At 64.4% G+C, this 17,307-nt stretch carries 15 protein-coding genes and 1 pseudogene; 4 read left to right on the top strand and 12 right to left on the bottom strand.

Features of this window, described 5'->3' with window-relative positions; all coding sequences use genetic code 11:
• Window positions 1–1,623: a chaperonin GroEL gene (gene groL, locus ACLF3G_RS23385; RefSeq protein WP_430671820.1), complete on the top strand. Its 1,623-nt coding sequence runs from the start codon at window positions 1–3 to the stop codon at window positions 1,621–1,623.
• 61 nt (window positions 1,624–1,684) lie between these two features.
• Complete coding sequence (locus ACLF3G_RS23380; RefSeq protein WP_430671819.1) at window positions 1,685–1,978, top strand: hypothetical protein; 294 nt, start codon at window positions 1,685–1,687, stop codon at window positions 1,976–1,978.
• A 1,089-nt stretch (window positions 1,979–3,067) separates the two neighbouring features.
• Here the strand turns inward: ACLF3G_RS23380 and ACLF3G_RS23375 are convergent.
• From ACLF3G_RS23375 to ACLF3G_RS23320, 12 genes and pseudogenes are all read right to left on the bottom strand, one after another.
• Window positions 3,068–3,211: pseudogene (locus ACLF3G_RS23375) on the bottom strand (IS5/IS1182 family transposase); the annotation flags it as partial.
• Between the two features lie 361 nt (window positions 3,212–3,572).
• Window positions 3,573–4,817, bottom strand: coding sequence for an anaerobic sulfatase maturase (locus tag ACLF3G_RS23370; RefSeq protein WP_430671818.1), 1,245 nt, complete (start codon window positions 4,815–4,817; stop codon window positions 3,573–3,575).
• Window positions 4,804–5,205: a hypothetical protein gene (locus ACLF3G_RS23365; protein ID WP_430671817.1), complete on the bottom strand. Its 402-nt coding sequence runs from the start codon at window positions 5,203–5,205 to the stop codon at window positions 4,804–4,806. Before ACLF3G_RS23365 ends, ACLF3G_RS23370 begins: the two co-directional genes overlap by 14 nt.
• 12 nt (window positions 5,206–5,217) lie before the next feature.
• Entirely contained in the window at window positions 5,218–5,622 is a 405-nt protein-coding gene (locus ACLF3G_RS23360; RefSeq protein ID WP_430671816.1) for a YidH family protein, read from the bottom strand.
• 207 nt (window positions 5,623–5,829) lie between these two features.
• A complete protein-coding gene (locus tag ACLF3G_RS23355) occupies window positions 5,830–7,044 on the bottom strand; it encodes a hypothetical protein (protein WP_430671815.1) in 1,215 nt (404 codons plus the stop codon).
• Window positions 7,045–7,113: 69 nt separating this feature from the next.
• Window positions 7,114–9,486: an arylsulfatase gene (locus ACLF3G_RS23350; RefSeq protein ID WP_430671814.1), complete on the bottom strand. Its 2,373-nt coding sequence runs from the start codon at window positions 9,484–9,486 to the stop codon at window positions 7,114–7,116.
• Window positions 9,487–9,671: 185 nt separating this feature from the next.
• A complete protein-coding gene (locus tag ACLF3G_RS23345; protein WP_430671813.1) occupies window positions 9,672–10,694 on the bottom strand; it encodes a hypothetical protein in 1,023 nt (340 codons plus the stop codon).
• Window positions 10,691–11,506 (bottom strand): hypothetical protein, encoded by an 816-nt coding sequence (locus ACLF3G_RS23340; protein ID WP_430671812.1) that lies wholly within the window; start codon window positions 11,504–11,506, stop codon window positions 10,691–10,693. The genes ACLF3G_RS23345 and ACLF3G_RS23340 overlap by 4 nt, the downstream gene beginning before the upstream one ends.
• Before the next feature lie 317 nt (window positions 11,507–11,823).
• Window positions 11,824–12,627: a hypothetical protein gene (locus ACLF3G_RS23335; RefSeq protein ID WP_430671811.1), complete on the bottom strand. Its 804-nt coding sequence runs from the start codon at window positions 12,625–12,627 to the stop codon at window positions 11,824–11,826.
• Complete coding sequence (locus tag ACLF3G_RS23330; protein ID WP_430671810.1) at window positions 12,624–13,313, bottom strand: DUF3313 domain-containing protein; 690 nt, start codon at window positions 13,311–13,313, stop codon at window positions 12,624–12,626. Before ACLF3G_RS23330 ends, ACLF3G_RS23335 begins: the two co-directional genes overlap by 4 nt.
• Window positions 13,314–13,443: 130 nt before the next feature.
• A complete protein-coding gene (locus ACLF3G_RS23325) occupies window positions 13,444–13,968 on the bottom strand; it encodes a fasciclin domain-containing protein (protein ID WP_430671809.1) in 525 nt (174 codons plus the stop codon).
• Window positions 13,969–14,348: 380 nt separating this feature from the next.
• Complete coding sequence (locus ACLF3G_RS23320) at window positions 14,349–15,608, bottom strand: AAA family ATPase (protein WP_430671808.1); 1,260 nt, start codon at window positions 15,606–15,608, stop codon at window positions 14,349–14,351.
• A 151-nt stretch (window positions 15,609–15,759) separates the two neighbouring features.
• On the opposite strand from ACLF3G_RS23320, the gene ACLF3G_RS23315 reads away from it, so the two are divergent.
• Window positions 15,760–16,593, top strand: coding sequence for a DUF2092 domain-containing protein (locus tag ACLF3G_RS23315; protein ID WP_430671807.1), 834 nt, complete (start codon window positions 15,760–15,762; stop codon window positions 16,591–16,593).
• Window positions 16,594–17,048: 455 nt separating this feature from the next.
• Window positions 17,049–17,264: a hypothetical protein gene (locus ACLF3G_RS23310; RefSeq protein ID WP_430671806.1), complete on the top strand. Its 216-nt coding sequence runs from the start codon at window positions 17,049–17,051 to the stop codon at window positions 17,262–17,264.
• Window positions 17,265–17,307 lie beyond the last annotated feature (43 nt).

Genomic DNA, 17,307 nt, shown 5'->3' with positions numbered 1-17,307 from the left:
GTGCCAGCAAAGCAGGTTCTGTTCCGCTCCGCGGCGCGGGAGAAGATTCTGCATGGCGCAGGTGCGCTGGCAGATGCCATCCGGGTCACGCTCGGGCCGCGGTCGAAATCCGTGCTGATCCAGAAGCACTGGGGGTCGCCCATAGTCTGCAACGATGGTGTGACCATCGCCAAGGAATTCGAGCTGAAGGACGCTGAGGAGAATCTCGGCGCGCAGATGCTTCGGCAGGCCGCGGAGCGGACCGGCGATGCGGTGGGCGACGGGACGAGCACCGCGACCGTGCTGGCCCATGCAATCCTGGCCGACGGCATCCGCAACGTCGTCGCCGGCGCTAGCGCCGTGGAGCTGAAGCGCGGACTGGACCGAGCGACACGCGCGGCAGTCGAAGCGCTTCAGAGCCTGTCTCGTCCCGTCAAGACCCGCCGCGAGAAGGCACAGGTCGCCACCATCTCCGCCCACAACGACCCGACGATCGGCGAGCTGGTCGCCGATGCGATGGAACGGGTCGGCAATGAGGGCGTCATCACTGTCGAGGAATCGAAGACGACGGAGACGACGCTCGAAGTCGTGGAGGGCATGCAGTTCGACCGTGGCTTCGTCTCGCCCTACTTCGTCAGCAATGCGGAGCGCATGGAGGCGGAGCTGGAGGACGCGTTCGTCCTGCTCGCCGACCAGAAGATCCGCACCCTGACCGACCTGCTGCCGTTGCTGGACCAGGTGGTGAAGGCGGCCCGACCGTTGCTCGTGGTGGCGGAGGATGTGGAGGCCGAGGCGCTGGCGACGCTGATCGTCAACCAGCTGCGCGGCGGGCTGAAGAGCTGCGCAGTGAAATCGCCCGGCTTCGGCGACCGCCGCAAGGCGATGCTACAGGACATCGCGGTGCTGACCGGCGGCATGGTGATAGCTGAGGAGATTGGCCTGAAGCTGGACGCCGTGCGCCTGCCGCAACTCGGCCGCGCGAAGCGCATCGTTGTGGACAAGGAAAACACGACCATCATCGGCGGCGCCGGCGATCGCGCAGCGATCGAGGCCCGCACGAAGGAGATTCGCCGCGAGATCGAGAAGGCGGCCAGCGACTACGACCGCGAGAAGCTGCAGGAGCGCCTCGCAAAGCTGGCAGGCGGGGTGGCGGTAATCCGCGTCGGTGCCCCGGCGGAGCCCGAGATGAAGGCGAAGAAGGAGGCGCTGGACGATGCGATCAGCGCCACCAAGGCGGCGGTGGCGGAAGGCATCGTCCCCGGCGGCGGGCTGGCCCTGCTGCGCTGCATCGACGCGCTGGCGCCGGTGGAAGCCGACTGCCAGGGCGACGAGCGCACCGGCGTGCAGATCCTGCGACGCGCGCTGGAGGCGCCGGCGCGCCAGATCGCCGAGAACTCCGCGGCCGATGGCGGTGTGGTGGTGGCCCGCATGCTGGAGGGCACCGGCAACCGCGGCTTCGACGCCGCGCGCAAGGAATATGTTGACCTTGTCGAGGTTGGCATCATCGACCCGACCAAGGTGGTGCGGGTGGCGCTCGAGAACGCCGTCTCCGTCGCCAGCGTGCTGCTGCTGACCGAGGCTACGATGACTGAGCTGGCCGATCCGCCCAAGGCGCGCGGCGAGCAGTCCGACCTGCCGCTGTAACCTTGCGCGTTACCGGCGGCATGCGATCGGCCGGGCGGGCTGGCGCCTCGCGGTGCGGACGATGGTATCGTTGCATGGCCTGCTCCCCCTGCACACCGCACTGACCGTGCTCGGCATCCCGCTGGCGGTGCCGATGGTGGTGCTCGGCCTGTTCTGGTGGGACGCGATGGACAGCATGGTCGGGCTGCAGTTCGACCGCATGGAACGCGGCGATGCCCTCGTGGCAGTCAATGATCGCCGCCCCTTCCGCGCCGCGCGAGAGATGGCGCGCCTGCCCGGTGTGCTGGCGGCAGAAGGGCAGCGCTTCGTGCAAACCCGGCTGCGAGCGGCCCAGCGCAGCCGACCCAGGCCGTGACAGGCCTGCCGGCAGGCGCGGAACTCCGCGTGTCGCGCAACGCCGATCTCCGCCTCGACCCGATCGCGCAGGAAGGGCTCGGTCGGCGTCAGGCCGAGCGGCGTGGCATGCGAGAGGCGACCCCGTCCAGGTGGAGGTGCTGGAAGGCATGTCGCGCGCGCATGACCTGGAGGTCGCAGCGCTGGTTGATGACATCATCGGCTACGCGCGCGGGGGGCCTGGGTGGGGTTTGGCGACCGCTTTGGTGTGGATGCGTAGATTGCAGTCGAGACGCCGAAGATACAGTGCTGATGCCGGTCAGCGCGCTGTTCCGGCGCGGCGGAGGCTGGGCACAGTTCGTGGCGCAGGATCGCGCGGCGCGTTGAGGTCGCCCTCCGTGCCGTGCGCAGAGCCAAGGTTGCCGAGGGCGTAGCACCAGTCGAGACCGTCACCCGTTCCCGCCAAGCGCTCTCCACGACGGCGCCTGCGTCAGGCGGGTGCGCTGAGGCGCCCGGTTCGGCAGTTCAGCCGAGCGCAACCGTTCCCCCTTCTGCTTACCGGGATGCGCAGGTAGTGGGCATCATTCTTCTCCGCACCCGGGAAGCGACCAGCGGGGATGTTCACCTGGATCGAAGGCAGCAGGAACGCTGGCGCGGCCTGCTCAACGAGGTCTTCGCCGGCTGACCCTCCTCATCACTGCCTAGACCATGGCTCGAGGTTCGGCCTGACGAGTCAAGGCTTGGGCGCGGGCCGTTCAGTTGCCCTGGCGCGGCGGCGCCGGGCGGGGGTCGCCTGGCGGATCTCGCCGGGATGAACCTGCCCGGCCCATCCGATGAGAGCCGTACATTAGTTCCTGGCGCTGGCCGGGCGCCATGCCCTGCCAACGTTGGCGCATTCCCTCCGCGTTCGGCCCCTGGAGGCCCATGCCGCGGCGGAACCGTTCCTCCGCCTCACGTCGCCGCTCCGTGGAGAGGCTGCCCCAGTTCTCATCAAGCCCACGATGCCGCTCGTCCAGATCGGCGGCGGAAGGTTCGCGCACCTTGCGCTGTATCAGCCGCACCTCGAACCACACAGCCAGAATTTTTCAGAGCCCATCCGGGAAGATCGGGTTCACGCTGAAGACTTTGCCGCCAGCCGCCGAAGCATGATGCGGATCATGGCCATGCGAACGAAGGCGGCGGCGATGCGGCAGTGCCGCTCGAAGTCGCGGGCGAGGCGGCGGTTGCGGCTGATCCATACAATGGTGCGCTCGACGGTTCGCGCCCATTCCGCGTCCGTCAGGTCAGAGGAATGGCGCAGGCCGCGCCGATCCGCTGCACCCCGATGCTCCACCGTCCACGGCATCCGTCTGCTCCCGCAAGTCGTCCGCGAAAAGCAGCGAATCATAACCGATTCAGGCGATGCAATGTCTTCCCGGACGGGCTTCAAGGCGGTGGGAACCTGCCGCAGTGTTGGCGCTGAATTAGCAGGACCGAACACTGGTCGGTTGCCCTAACCCAGCTGCGTGATGGCGCGGTGCTGCTGCCCAACGCCCTGCAGAAACCCGTGCCAGAACCGGCTATCCCGTGCGCGGGCGTACTCGTTTTTCCGCCCTTCGTGCTTCGCAGCGCGCCTCCTACCGTACGTCAGGCTGCCAAACATACTCGTCGGCGTAGCGTCCCCGCCGCACGAGATCCGCCATGACCCGCATCGGCCCATCGATATGCTCGAAGAATGCCTTATAGCCGGCACAGAGGTAATTCAATCCGGCTTGCCCATCCGGCGTCTCGATGAAACGGTTGCGAGGGCATTCGCCATAGCAGGCGAACAGGACCGGGCACTCCCTGCAGTAGCGTGGCAGCGTATCGAATTTCGCGTCACCAAACCGGCGCTGCTTTTCTGATGTGACAAGCGTGTGCAGCGACATCCGGTCGATATTGCCAAGAAGGTGACCTGGCTCGACGAAATGATCACAGGAATAGACGTCGCCGTTGTGTTCCAGAACCAGAGCATCGCCGCAGCGCGGCGCGACAATGCAGAGGTTGTGCTGTCCGAGCCAGCTACCGAGCGCAACATCGAAGGTGGTCACAAAGACCCTGCCAATATCGTGCTGGACCCACTCGTCGAATACGCCGATAAGGAAGCGGCCAAACTGCTCCGCGCCGACTGTGCGGTGTGTGACGAGCGAACCGTCCTGCCGGTAAAGCGGCCGATCGATGCCGCGCAGCCCCCCCCAACCGCGGTTCGCCACGTCCAGCGTTTCGCTGGTGGCTCGCTCGACGATCGGGATTAACTGGATGAACTGCGCGCCGAGTTGGTCACGGAAAAAGCGATAGACCTCCAAGGGGTGATCCGCATTGGCAGCATGCACCGTACAGAGAACGTTGGTCCGCACACCATGGCGGCGGAGCGTATCCCATCCGCGCAGCACGTCGTCGAAACTGCCCTGACCCTTCTTGTTGACGCGGTAGGCATCATGCAGGTCGCGCGGTCCATCCAAGCTGATGCCGACGAGATAGTCGTGACGCTTGAAGAAGGCGGCCCACACGTCGTCGATCAACGTGCCGTTGGTCTGGATCGTGTGGAGGACGACCTGGTATGGCTTGCGATAGCGCTCGGCAAGCTCGACCGATTTTCGGAAGAAGTCGAGCCCGCGCAGCATCGGCTCGCCGCCCTGCCAGGCGACCTGCACTTCCGGCCCGGGCGAGGATTCCAGCAGCTGCTTGATATACTGCTCTAGCCGCTGCTCCGGCATCAGGTGGCTCTCGCCCGGATAAAGGTTTTCCTTCGACAAGAAAAAGCAGTACTGGCAACCGAGATTGCACGCCGCGCTTGCTGGCTTTGCGAGGAGGTGGTAGGCGGCCGTTTCACGCTGCATCATGCTTTCTGCTCCGCATTGTGCGCGCAACGCGTGTCGTGACGCCGCGCAGGATCAGATAGGGAATTAGCGCGATCAGTACCGCGAGGATGATCGCCTGACGCAGCAGCACATCACCGTGCAGGATGACTTGATAGGCAATATCGAGCCCGATCGCGAGCAGGAAGACCTTTCCGATACTCTTCCAGGCGTCCCGGATAAGCTCAGCGCGGTCCGCCCGAACGGATAGAAGTTTCCAGCCGAAGGGCGCCTTCCCTGCGGCTGCATCGTGAAGGCCCGCGCGGATCGCAAGGATGGAGGCGACGAGAGGCTGCAGGATAAGCCGAAGTGAAAGTGGTCCCCCGGCCCGCTCGGCGAACTCCGCGGCAATGATGGTCCAGATGCTGTCCATGTGAGACCTCTGTCAGACGAGGCGCGCGGCGATCGCAATGAAGAGCACGACGCCGGTGAGCGAGATCAGCAGCGCCAGAAGGACCGTGAGGCGCCCGAGGCGAAGGACCCTCTCCACGTCGAGCATCTGCAGAGTGTGCCGGTACTCGAGGATGCCCATGATCATCGCCAGGACGCTCGCGAAGGAAAGAACCAGGCCCACACGCATTGGCAGTGTCGGCGATACCACCTGGCCTTCCACAACGAAGCCCTGGAGCACTTTGTAGATCGTGAACCCGAAGCTTTGGAGAGACAGCGACGTCCGTACCCACGCCATCAGCGTCCGATCCGCCGACATGATGGTGCGCAACGTCGAGAGCTGATTGCTCGTCAAACGCGTAACCAGACTTGCGCCGATTTCCTTGAGGACGGTCGTCATGTGCGTCCGCCTTTCGACCCATGGACGCGGATCGCCACATGGATCGCTATCGCAGCGAGCCGGAGTTGCTGCACGGTCGACCTCCTCTGCACCACTATGCCTCGGTCCGCATCAACAGCGGCCTGTTAGGTCCGGCATCCAACGAGTAGGGCGCCCGATTGGCGGCCGCTATCCAAAACCCGCCATGCGCGCGGTGCACCGGCCGTGTCAGGCGCCAAGCAACTTCTCGAGCACGTGGGCGGCGATCTCATCCATTGGGAACTCGAAGAGCAGAAGTGGCAGCATGGGAATGATCCCCGCCATCGCGTACTGCACCACCATCTCCTGTGTGACGGGCGCAATCTTCATCTCATCGATGACCTGAACACTATTTCCAAGATCCGCGAGGCTTTGCAGGTCGGCGCTGCCGAGCAGATCACGCTCCCCTGCGCCACCGCATAGCCACTTCGCATCGAAGGCGCCCACATAGCCTGCCGCCAAGTCCGCGTACGCGGCACGGCCGCGCAGCCGTACCCGCCAAAGCCGACCGGCGAACATGAGCAACGGCGCGATGAATGCCGTCGCGCAGGCAAGCAGCGTGACGACGATGGTGCCGTAGTGACTTCGCAGGTGACCACCCTGTGTGGCGATCTGTTCAGCGATCGCCGCAGAGACGACCGTGGCTACAGCAGCGGTCAACAGGATGAAGCCTAGCTGAACCTCTGCGACGAACCGCAAGCCCCCCACCCGGTCCGGATGGGTAGGTACGAGGTTCAACTCGATGCGGGAGAGCCGCCACAGCAAGAGGTACCACACGCCGAGGCGGAAGACTGCGCGCAGTAGCAGGAAGCGGAACACCGGCAGGCAAACGAGCCAGTACCAAAGGCCTGCAGCAGGCATCTCGGCTCCCGTATGGACCGGACGCATGGCCGTCGCCCCGAACACAGGGACGTCCATGGAGACCCAGTCGGGCACCGTCGCGACGATGAACAGCAGCACCTCCGGCAGGCGTGAGGACGTCAGCCGGTTGAACCGGTCGCACTCTCGCTGAAGTGCCGTCACCGCAGCGCCACGCACGATTTCGGAGACCATGAGCCCGCGCACGAAGGGCCCGAGCGCGGCCTCAACTACGCCCTCGCAGGCGAGGATCAGTGGCAGGGCTACAAGAATCCGCACATGGCCTGCGATGACCGACAGCGACAGGAGTTGGTTGAGCGTACCGGTGGCCGCCGCCAAAAGCATGAGGACTGCCCAGAGCAGGCCGGCGATCGCAAGGCCGAGCAGAAGCGTGTTCGCGGAGTCGGGCCTTATCAACCCCAACCGCACGCCGAGGCCATGCAGCGGTCCCGCCATCAGCGTCGGCACCGAGGTCAACTGCCGATCCCCGATCAGCTCCGTTGTGGTCTGCAGCGTCGCCTCCGTATCGGTCCCTCGTTTGGTCAAGCCAGGGCAGCCTCGGCGGGTAGGCGGGCGGCCAAGGCCCATCGGCGCGGTGGCCGCCCGTCCCGTTCTTTACTGGCGTGCTAGCGCCATGCGCACGGCGTCCATCGGATCGACCAGGTGATCCGAGTTCTCCGCCGCGTCGGCGATGGCGAGTTCCACGCCCTTCACGCGGCCGTTGAAGTGGTTACTGCCAGGTGGATAGTCGGGCGACACAGGCGCGCCGCTGTCCTCGCCCACGTCGCAGCCGTCATCGGCCGAGAAGACGATCGCCAGCGTCGCGCCTATCTCACCTTCGCCGACTTTCCTGCCATCAATGTAAAGCGTCGCGATGCCGCCCTTACCCAGGCCGCCACCGGCATACGCGAACTCCATGCGAACCTGATGCGCACCGGGCGGAATGGGCTCGGACGATTCCACCATGAAGTGCTTCAAGCCGCCCCAGTTGTAGCAGTACTTCAACTTGCCGCCCTTGGCGTAGAGGCTCCAGCCACCGATGTTGGCGCCCTGGGAGATGATCACTCCTTCAGCACCCTGAGCCGGGACAACGATCTGGGCCGTCACGGCGTGTGACTTGTTCTTCAGGTTGAGGACGCAATTCTCCGAAAGTCGACCCATGCCGCCCAGAAGCAACTGGGTCTTGCCGCGGATCAGCACCGGACGCCCCGCGGTATCGGGGTTCATCTTCTCCATCATCCGGTCATCAAGTGGCAAGACCTTGTAGCGTCCCGCCTCGATCAACCAGAGGCGCTGCAACTCCTGCAGCTTCTCCGGTTTCTCCGTTGCGATGTTGCGTGCCTGGCTCCAATCACCGGGGTCGTAGAGTTCCCACACATCGTCGTCGAGGGCAGGCACCGGCTTGTCCAAGGAGGCCCAGGGCGTGCGGTGTTTGGTCACCGCGGTCCAGCCCTTGTGGTAGATGCCGCGGTTACAGAACATCTCGAAATACTGCGTCTCGTGGTGCTCGGGCGCCTTCGCGTCGTTGAAGGCGTAGAGCATGCTCACGCCCTCGATTGGATCCTGCGCAATCGCGTCGACAGACACAGGCTCTGGGATCCCCGCAGCTTCCAAGATCGTGGGCGCGACGTCGATCACATGGGTGAACTGGCTACGCAGTTCCCCCTTGGCGCTGATACCCTTCGGCCAGGACACGATGGTGCCGTTGCGCGTACCGCCCCAATGCGAGGCAACCTGCTTGGTCCACTGGTAAGGCGTGTTCATCGCCAGGGCCCAGCCCACGGCATAGTGGTTGTAGGATTCAGGCCCTCCAAGCTTATCGAGGCGCGCATTCAGGTAGTCTGGCGTCTCGAAGTCCTGCAGGCCGTTAAAGTAGCTCATCTCATTGAACGCGCCATTGATCCCGCCCTCGGCAGAGGCGCCGTTGTCGCCGATGATGTAGTAGATCAGCGTCTCCTCGAACGCGCCGAGCTTCTTCAGCCCGTCGATCAGCCGGCCGACGTGATGGTCGGTGTACTCCATGAAGCCTGCATAAACTTCCATTTCGCGTGCGAGGAACGGCTTGAAGTGCTCCGGCATTTCATCCCACTTCGGGACGTCGGCATTGGGCGCGGTCAATTCCGCATCCTCGGGGATCACGCCGAGCTTCTTCTGGCGCGCGAGGGTCTCCTCACGCAGCTTGTCCCAACCCTGATCGAACTGCCCCTTGTATTTGTCGGCCCAATTCTTTGGTACGTGGTGCGGAGCGTGGGTTGCGCCCGGTGCGAAGTAGACGAAGAACGGCTTGTCCGGCGCCAGTGCCTGCTGTTGCGAGATCCAGCTCATGGCCTTGTCGGTCATGTCTTCCATGAGATGGTAGCCTTCTTCGGGCGTCTTCTTCGGCTCGACGGGTCGCGTGCCCTCGAAAAGTGTGGGGTACCACTGGTTCGCCTCGCCTCCGACGAAGCCGTAGAAATACTCAAAGCCTCCACCGCCGGTGGGCCAGGCATCGAATGGACCGGCCGGACTGGTCTGCCACACCGGCACCTCATGGCACTTGCCGAACTGTGCCGTGTTGTAGCCGTTCAACTTAAGGGTTTTGGCTAGCGGCGACATGGAGTTGGGCAGAACTGAAGAATAGCCCGGCGCACCGGTCGCGATCTCGGTTATGCCGCCCATGCCGGCGGAGTGGTGGTTTCGTCCGGTCAGCAGGGCCTGGCGCGTGGGAGAGCAGAGCGCCGTGGTGTGGAAGCGGTTGAGCTTCAGTCCGCCCGCGGCGAGCGCCTCGGCGTTTGGCGTCTGGCATGGTCCGCCGAAGGCACTGGATGCGCCGAAGCCGGCATCGTCGATCAGGATCACCAGAACATTGGGCGCGCCCTTCGGCGGTCGCAGCTGCGGGATCGGCGGGAACTTGCTGTCCGGGTCGCGGGCGTCGTAAGCGATGAAGCGCGTCCGCTCCGTGTTTCGCATCGGGAGATGCGACCGATGTTTCCCGTCTTCACCATTCATGTCTCCACTCCTTGTCCCTGAGGGGCCTGAGCTACGATGCAGCTGCCGCAACGATTGCTTGGTCGCATCCGCAGTGACCTGGGTAGACCTGGCTGACTGGCATCAGCTATCCGGTTCCAGCAAGGCGGCGTCGCGCGTGGGTCGGGAGCGATCTGCGAACGCCTGGGCGTCAGGCATTTGCGGACTCAGAAACTCATCCCAATTCCGAAGGAGTAGCCGGTGACATTGTTGTCGCCGAAGAAGTACCGGCCAATCATGCGCACACGCGTCAGCTTCAGGCCCATGGCACCGATCTCGTGGCGTCCCACGTCGAATTCGATGCCGCCGCCAATCTTTGCCGACCAGGCGAATCCGATCGCATCGCGTTGGTCGCCGAGATAGCTGGTGGCTGTTCCGTCAAGCACCCAGCGGATCGACCGGCCAAACGCCTCTCTCCCCGTGGGCCACCGGTAGCGGGCCCAGAGGCCGAGTGTCTGGGCCGTTGAACTTCCTGCCGCGGCGGGAATTGTATCGCCGAAGGTCTGCAACTCGATGTGTGTGTAGCGAAGCTCCACATCGATGTCGCGCGCTGGCCGATAGTCATAGTAGGCCAGCACGAGCGAGCCACCATAGCCCCAGATGTTCATATGCCCGTCGGTCAACGCGGATATGTCGACGCCACGCCGATAGCCCACGAAGGCCCCGAACAGCGACGCGTCCGAGGCCGCGTAGCCGGCCGAGAAGTTGATGATCGGACGCAGCCATAGATTCTCTGCCAGTGCGATGTCGTAGCCAATCCCGATCGTGGCAGCGACATTGTTCCAGCGCAGCGGCAGCCGGCGCACATCCTCTCCGGTGAAGAGCGCGCGAGGATCATACCGCGCCGCCCCTACATAGGTTTCGAGGAAGATCGGAAGAGACTCGCTGACCGTGAAGCCAAAGCCGAACTGGCTGAGCTGAAGGGTGGGACTCGTATCCTCGCCGCCGGAATTACGATCGATCTGAAGGGCATTGGCAGACCCATCCGGCGTAACGTTGTAGCCCATCAATCCCAGCACACCCCCAGGTTTGGCCGCCAGCGTTGCACGAAGTTGGTCCGCACGATTGGTCGCGTCGGCAACCTGGCGCTGTGCCGCGGCGGGCTGCAACGTGCCGAGCCCGATCGATACAAGCGTCAGCCATCGTCCCAGCCTGGCCGACGTAGTGCAGCAGCGCGACTTCGCGCTCATGCCCAGTCGGTGAACGTCGACGTAACGGTCGGTGGGTTCGATAGGCTGTCGGCAGGTGGGATGGCGTTGCCGGGGGGTAGCGGTGGCGCGCAGGAGGTGCCTGCCGGCATAGGCGACAGGGCACGCGGAAGAAGGTCCGCTGCGCGGCGCAGCGCGTCCTCCGCGGCGCGTACGCTTCGTGCGGTCTCCTCCTGGCTGAGCCGTGAAGCATTGGCCTTCAACAGCGCATGGCCCTCAGCGATGCGCGCCAGAACAAGACCGTAGTTGGTGCGTGCAGCAGCGGCCGTTGCATAGTCGCGGTCTCGCATGACCCCGACGTCGAGCAGCGCGCGCCGCGAGAAAGGGTCCGTAGCCGCGTCTTCGAGCGCTCGATAAATATCCGCAATGGAACGCCGCTCCTCCGCAACACTGGTCGCAGCATCCCTCACAGCCTTCCTCATTGCCGCGATCAACGCCTGCACGCTCCCGTCGCTGTCAACGATGATCTCGCCGAGCTGCGGAGCCCTGGCATTGCGTTGTTCTGCGCGGCGCAGGAGGCTACCCAGTGTATCGACGGCCAGACCGCCGGCCTCGCTTGCCGCACCAGCGCGGACGGCGAGCCCGACAAATGGATCCTCGCGATGGGTTAATACCCCATCGGCAGACAGGGTACTCAGTGCCGAGAGGTAGCTTGAGAGCGCTTCCTGCATGGCGAGCGTCGCGTCGCCCAGAAATGGCGCCGGCGTCACAGAACCATATTCGGGATGGAAGCAGGAGGCGACGATCGGCGGGTAGTCGGCGGCCCTGCTTGCTACGCCTGCCCAGTCCCGCACGGATGAGTAGTCCGGCGCGCTACATGCAACGAGTACTGCACTGCAGACCGCCACTGCCGCGACTGGACGATGCGGAAAGCGGCGGAGCGGTGCGCAGCGACTGGTGAGGTTGCAACCCATCCAGATGCGGGATCGGCGCAGAGACATCGCGGCAGCCCTTATCGCCGTGGTGGATCAAATTCTCCTCGGCCGCGCTGACGGCTGGAGCTAAGGAATCGTTCCCTGAACTGCGGATGGTTGTATTCTCCGATCCCGCTTACCCATCGTTGCTGAGGTCCTCTGCGTACGGACACGACGCCCGTTGACATCGGCGCGGCTCAGAATCGAAAAGTGCCGCCAATGATGGGACCGCTCAGCGCGATATCGAGATCAACAGCTCCGCGCGATAATTCGACCTCGATATGTCTGTAGCCCAGATGGGCGGTAATGCGGTCGGTTGCCTGCCAATCTAACGCTGCGATTACCTGCCAGGTCAGCCTGGACCCAGTCTTGAATCCACCGATATCGACATAGGTGCTGAAGCCTATGCGTTCAGCAAGGTTCACCTTGTACCGAACCGCCAGCAGCGGATCGAGGACGTTCGCAGTTCCACTTGCAGATCGGGCTGCCGCGACGCCGGAGTTCAATGAGAGCTTGGAGTCGATCCACCAGCCGCGTAGTCCGGCGCCAAGGTCCAGGCTCCATGAAGGTGTTTCACCAACGCGCACAAGGCCGACCATCGATAGCTCGGTTGCCGTCATGCGCGAGGTGCCGCCGTTGAACAGGACGCCGCGAGGGGTTGAGACGTCCTGCTCCGTGGTCAGCGTCATCGCATCGACAACCAAGCCGAAGCGCCCGCGGCGTGCCTCAAAGATTCCCATCGCGCCAATCTGAAGTGAAGACAGGATGTCGCCAAAATCCGCTTCGACGTCTCGCGACTCGCGTGGCAGCGCGACCTCACCACTGACCCCCGAGAACCACATGTACGGAGTTAGCGAGAAACGCCAGCTATCCACCGTCTGCACACTTTCCTGTGCCGCAGCGGGCGCAGTAGCAAGCAGCAGGGCAGCGATGGCATAGTCGATGCGCCTCGTCGTCTCACCAAACCGGGCGGTGGCTGACCTCCATGAAGCCCAGGTCATGACGGCGCTTGACAGTTCGGACGCTGCTGCACGCGGCACACGCGGAACGCCGTCTGCGCCGCCCAGAACCGCACGACGCTCTGCACGTCGTCCCAGCGCGAGGTTCGTACCCGCGCTCCGGCAGTCGCATCGCGCGAGTCAACGGCGGCGGCGAGAAGCTGGCCCGTCTCGCTGTCCGTAACAGCCATCTCGCCGGCGGCGCCTCCAACCATTGGATCGCTGCCGGTCATAAGATTGGCACCCTCACGCGCCAGCCGTGCCGGCGGCATGAAGGTGGAGATCGTACTCAGGACGGGGTTTCCGCCCTCTCTCACCTCGCGTATCGCAGTGCTGATCACCATGGTCCCCGGGCCTGGACGTTCGACGATCTGAAGGTCCCGCCCTAGATGCTCACGCAACGCAGCGTAGAAGGCGTTTGCCACGACCTTTCTTTGCTCTTCAGTGAGCTTGGAGTTCTCGGGAACAAGCCATAGCTGAACCGGCTCGATGATTACCTTATTGTAGCGCCGGAGGTCGATGTTTGGGTTGATATAGAGCCGCGAGCCTGTGTCAGATGGACGCAACAACGCCACGGTTTCGCGCGAGAGGAAGCCGCTTGGCTGCGGCGGTGCTGCAGCTTGTTGGGTTGAACTACAGGCCGAGATCAGCGCCATGGCGCTGACCGCGGCGACCAGGGATGTCTTCATGGCCTGAACTGCCTCTCACGAAACTGACCGCGCAGGTTGCGCGCTATGGCTAGGAGGGGTCGAAGGCGCTTCTGCGCGAGAGAGGCCGGGGCAGCTTGGGGCGGCTCCGATCGCCTCCGCGTCACGCCTTTCAGCGCAGGAGAACCCCGTCGATTGCATGGATGAAGCCGTTGGAGCAGGCGATGTCGGCGCGGGTGACGTGTGCCTGGACCCCGCCGGCGCCGGTCACGGTCGTCACACCGCCCGACGTAGTTGCGTTTAGTGGCGTACCGGCCATCGAACGAAGCTGCCCGGCCTGCGACATCGAGGCAGCGTTGCGTCGGCCCTGGACGATATGTGCGCCGACAGCGGCTGGTGCGAGCACCGGATCTGCACGACGCTCACCTTCCTCGGTCGGGAACAGCCGTTCTACAAACACCTGGTTCAGCCGCGAGACAGCCTCGTTGGTCGGCGCGAAGATCGTGATCTCGTTGGCGTTACGCAGGTCGTCGACAAGGTGCGTCCGCACGATCGCGCTGGTGATGCGCGAGAACTCCGGCATGGCCGTGAGGGTGTCCACGCAGCTGCGTAGCTGGGCCGAGGCGCCTGTCGCGAGGCCGGCGGTGAGGGCGGTTGCCAGGAAGGCTGTGCGCAAGGCAGAAGGACGGCTCGACATCACATCTCTCCTCGATCGCGGGCTGTGGCTTCGTAGGCATCAGCGCCGCTGGTTTCCACTCGGCTAGCGAGCCCGGCTCGAGGTCTCGCTGGCTTCTGTTGGTACGGAGAACACCTGCATCCACGCTATCCATTTTCAGCAGAACGACGACTACCAGCGGATCTCGAGAGATCCGCGAGCAACTGCCCGGCAGCCTTAAGCAGAGATGGAGTGGCCCGCATCTGCGCGTTGACGAGCCGCAAGCGCGTGAGCTCGAAGGAGGTAGTCCGGCGCGCAGACCCTGGCTCATTGGAGGGGGCCTGGTGCACGGTGGAATCAAGCACGCCGACAGGCCCAGGCCGATCGCCGTGAGGCTACGCTTTCGGTGGAGCGGTCTCCTCTCAGGGGCGCGTTACGACCAGCAGATCGGTGATCACTGAATCGGGCGTGATATCGGCTTCCTTGGCCGCGTCCACGAGGTCCAGGCGGTGCCTCAGGACATCGTGCGCAACAGCAATGATATCTCGCGCGGTTACCTGCTGGCGAGCGGACAACCATGCGTGCGCCCGCGCGCAACGCTCCAGGGCGATACTGCCGCGGGGGCCGGCTCCGGCGCGAATCCAGCGGGCTGGTCCGGTCCTGGTTGGGCGGCCACCACGGGTCGCTGCGACGAGAGCTGTAATCCAACGCAGTGATCGCGGGCCGGTGCGCACCGCCTGCACGCCAGCGCGCGCCGCAAGTAGGGTGGTCAGCGGCAACGGTTTCATGGTGGCAGCTCGCCTGGTTGCCGGCGCATCCTCGGTACGGATCAGGTCGAGCATGCGGCGTTCATGCGCCTCGTCTGGATAGTCAACACGCAGATGCAGCAGGAACCGGTCGCGTTCGTTGAGTCCGAGAAGCTCGGCGGTGGGTGGCGTGTGGATCAGGGTGCGGGTGGCGCAGACGAGAAAGACATCAGGAAGCCGGATCATTACTCCACCAACCATGACTTGGCGTTCGGTCATCGCATCAAGCAAGGCAAGGCGTACCTCCGGCGCGGCTCCATCCACGCCCTCCGCAAGCAGGATGTTGGCAAAGACCGGGTCCGGCTGGCGGTCATGCGCGCCTTGAAGAGAAGCGACGGAAGCTTCCGCGCCAAATAAATGCGACATGCGCTGGCCTGGGCCGAGCGCGACCCTTCGAAAGGTCGCCTCAATCGCTTCGGCAAGCGCGGTTACGACGCGCGTCTTTGCAAGGCCAGGCGGGCCGTCGATGAGAACATGGCCATCGGCGAGCAACGCGATGAGTAGCCCTCGCACAAGGTGCGCGCCTCCAATGACATGTGTAACAAGGTGGGCTTCCAGGGCCGCGATCGCCGCTCGTGGTATAAGTGGCAGCGGGACAGGGTCGTTCACGCGCGCTTTACGGCCACGCTTCCGATTTTGGTCGAAGCTCACACCAGAGCCCCTGGAATCGCGCAACACGTCGCAGCGTCTTTCCGCGCGCCGAGCGGTTGCTCGGCCTTCAGCCAACGCAGGCGGAAGAACAAGGCGAGACGCACGCACTTCCTCCCTGAGGCAACGAAGGTCTGCTTCCGCAAGCCGATCGGCGAGCGGCGACACGTGGTTACGTTGGAGCAAGACTGAACCTCGTCGCCCGGTGCGACTATCCGAATGCAGCATTGGCGGTGCGCCCAGTGCTGCTAGATGCAGTGACGGTGTTGCGGCCGCATGAACCAGATTCCTGCGGCGGCGTGCCGGATCCGGATAGTCCGCGCCTCACCGGCTCCCGCATCCTGATGGCGCTCGGGCAGGTTTGTGAGAGGGCGCGGACATGAAGTTGCGACACGCACGTTTAAATTTTCCGTCTATGGGACTCGCCGCGTTCATCGTAGCTGGAGCCTGCGCATCGACCGCTCTGGATCTGACACCTGCGCGGTCGCAGGGCGCGGCAACTTCGCCCGCGACATCTGACTTGGATGCGGGCGTGGCTGCCGCCCTGCGGGAGATGGCAGAGACCCTTGCCGGCACACCGGAACTGACGGTCTGGTTTTCCAGTCTTCGCGAAGCCGCCATGCGCGCAGGAAGCGACCAGCAGGTGATGCTGGGCGGTACGGTGGCCGTGGGTATCCGGCGCCCGGATCAGCTTGCCGCGCTGGTCGGAAGCGACCGAGGCAGCTTCCGACTGTGGTATGATGGTGAGGTAGCAACGCTGCTCAGCCTGACGGCGAATGCCTATGCTCGGCGTGCCATACCCGGCGATATCGACACAATGCTTGAGGCGCTGGAAACGCGCCTGGGTGTGCAGGTTCCGCTGCGTGATCTGCTGACGGCCGATCCCTTTGCCGCGCTGACGGAGGACGGGACCACGGGCGTGCCTGTCGGACGCACGCTGGTGAACGGGGTGGCGTGCGACCAGTATGCACTGCGCAATCGCCACGTGGATTGGCAGATCTGGATCGCCTCCGAGGAGCCCAGGTTGCCTTGCAGGCTTGTCGTAGTGGAGCGAAATGTACCGGGCGCACCGCGCGCAGTGCTTGAGTTTTTCGACTGGAACCTCGCACCAGGGCTTGAGGCGGAGACCTTCACCTTCGAAGCGCCCTCGGACGCGCAGGAAGTCGTCTGGCTTGAGCGGCCAGCCTCTTCGCCCGCAGCGGAGACACGATAATGTCGGTCCAATTGGCGATAAGATCCATTTGGCTTGGCCAATTCGTGGTGGCCTTCTGGTGTACGGTAATGCTGATTCCGCCTTGGACGGCCGAAGCGCAGGTACGGCGAAGCCAGCCCAGCGCGCAGCGACCGGCGCCTGCGGCGCGCCCGGCCACGCCCCCCGCACAGCGGCCGACGAGCAACAGTGCAACGCGAAGCAATGTTCAGGGCGACACGCGGGTCGGTGCCGGCGCGAATCTCGCGATCGGCAACGACATCAACGTCGTGAGGCCGCCCTCCGGCGGTTACCCGGGGGGCCGACCACCAGCCTACAGGCCGCCCGCCGCTAGCTATCGCCCTCCTGTCGCGGTTCCGATCTATCCAGGCTATTCCAGCTACTCTGGCCCAAGTACGGGGGAACTGCTGGCAGCCGGCGTCGTCGCCGGTGCAACGGCAGGTCTGGTCTCCGGCGCGATGCAACAGCCCAGCACGACGAGTGTGGTCACCGCGGCACCGGCGGCGCAGCCAGTGCCGACGCTTACGGTCGGCACGCAGCTTTCTGCCCTGCCGAGTGGCTGCACCGTGCAGGCAGTTGGCAGCGTCACCTACCATCGCTGCGGCACCGCCTGGATTCAGGGATATATGCAGGGCTCCCAGGTCGTGTACGTCGTGGTGCCAGCGCCTGGTTGAGGTGCTGGACGAATTCAGGCGCGGCTCCAGCCTGACGCGGATT

Origin of the sequence: Falsiroseomonas sp. HC035 (assembly GCF_050563525.1) — a bacterium.
GTDB lineage: Bacteria > Pseudomonadota > Alphaproteobacteria > Acetobacterales > Acetobacteraceae > Falsiroseomonas.
Note: the sequence above shows the minus strand (reverse complement) of the source record. Positions and strands in the feature narration are given on the sequence as shown.

Coding starts and splice junctions, on each gene's coding strand:
- ACLF3G_RS23330 (WP_430671810.1), bottom strand. CDS start 13,313: ATGAAGACATCCCTGGTCGCCGCGGTCAGCGCCATGGCGCTGATCTCG.
- ACLF3G_RS23310 (WP_430671806.1), top strand. CDS start 17,049: ATGCAACAGCCCAGCACGACGAGTGTGGTCACCGCGGCACCGGCGGCG.
- ACLF3G_RS23365 (WP_430671817.1), bottom strand. CDS start 5,205: ATGGACAGCATCTGGACCATCATTGCCGCGGAGTTCGCCGAGCGGGCC.
- ACLF3G_RS23335 (WP_430671811.1), bottom strand. CDS start 12,627: ATGACCTGGGCTTCATGGAGGTCAGCCACCGCCCGGTTTGGTGAGACG.
- ACLF3G_RS23370 (WP_430671818.1), bottom strand. CDS start 4,817: ATGATGCAGCGTGAAACGGCCGCCTACCACCTCCTCGCAAAGCCAGCA.
- ACLF3G_RS23350 (WP_430671814.1), bottom strand. CDS start 9,486: ATGAATGGTGAAGACGGGAAACATCGGTCGCATCTCCCGATGCGAAAC.
- ACLF3G_RS23320 (WP_430671808.1), bottom strand. CDS start 15,608: ATGCTGCATTCGGATAGTCGCACCGGGCGACGAGGTTCAGTCTTGCTC.
- ACLF3G_RS23315 (WP_430671807.1), top strand. CDS start 15,760: ATGAAGTTGCGACACGCACGTTTAAATTTTCCGTCTATGGGACTCGCC.
- ACLF3G_RS23345 (WP_430671813.1), bottom strand. CDS start 10,694: ATGAGCGCGAAGTCGCGCTGCTGCACTACGTCGGCCAGGCTGGGACGA.
- ACLF3G_RS23360 (WP_430671816.1), bottom strand. CDS start 5,622: ATGACGACCGTCCTCAAGGAAATCGGCGCAAGTCTGGTTACGCGTTTG.
- ACLF3G_RS23380 (WP_430671819.1), top strand. CDS start 1,685: ATGGTATCGTTGCATGGCCTGCTCCCCCTGCACACCGCACTGACCGTG.
- ACLF3G_RS23325 (WP_430671809.1), bottom strand. CDS start 13,968: ATGTCGAGCCGTCCTTCTGCCTTGCGCACAGCCTTCCTGGCAACCGCC.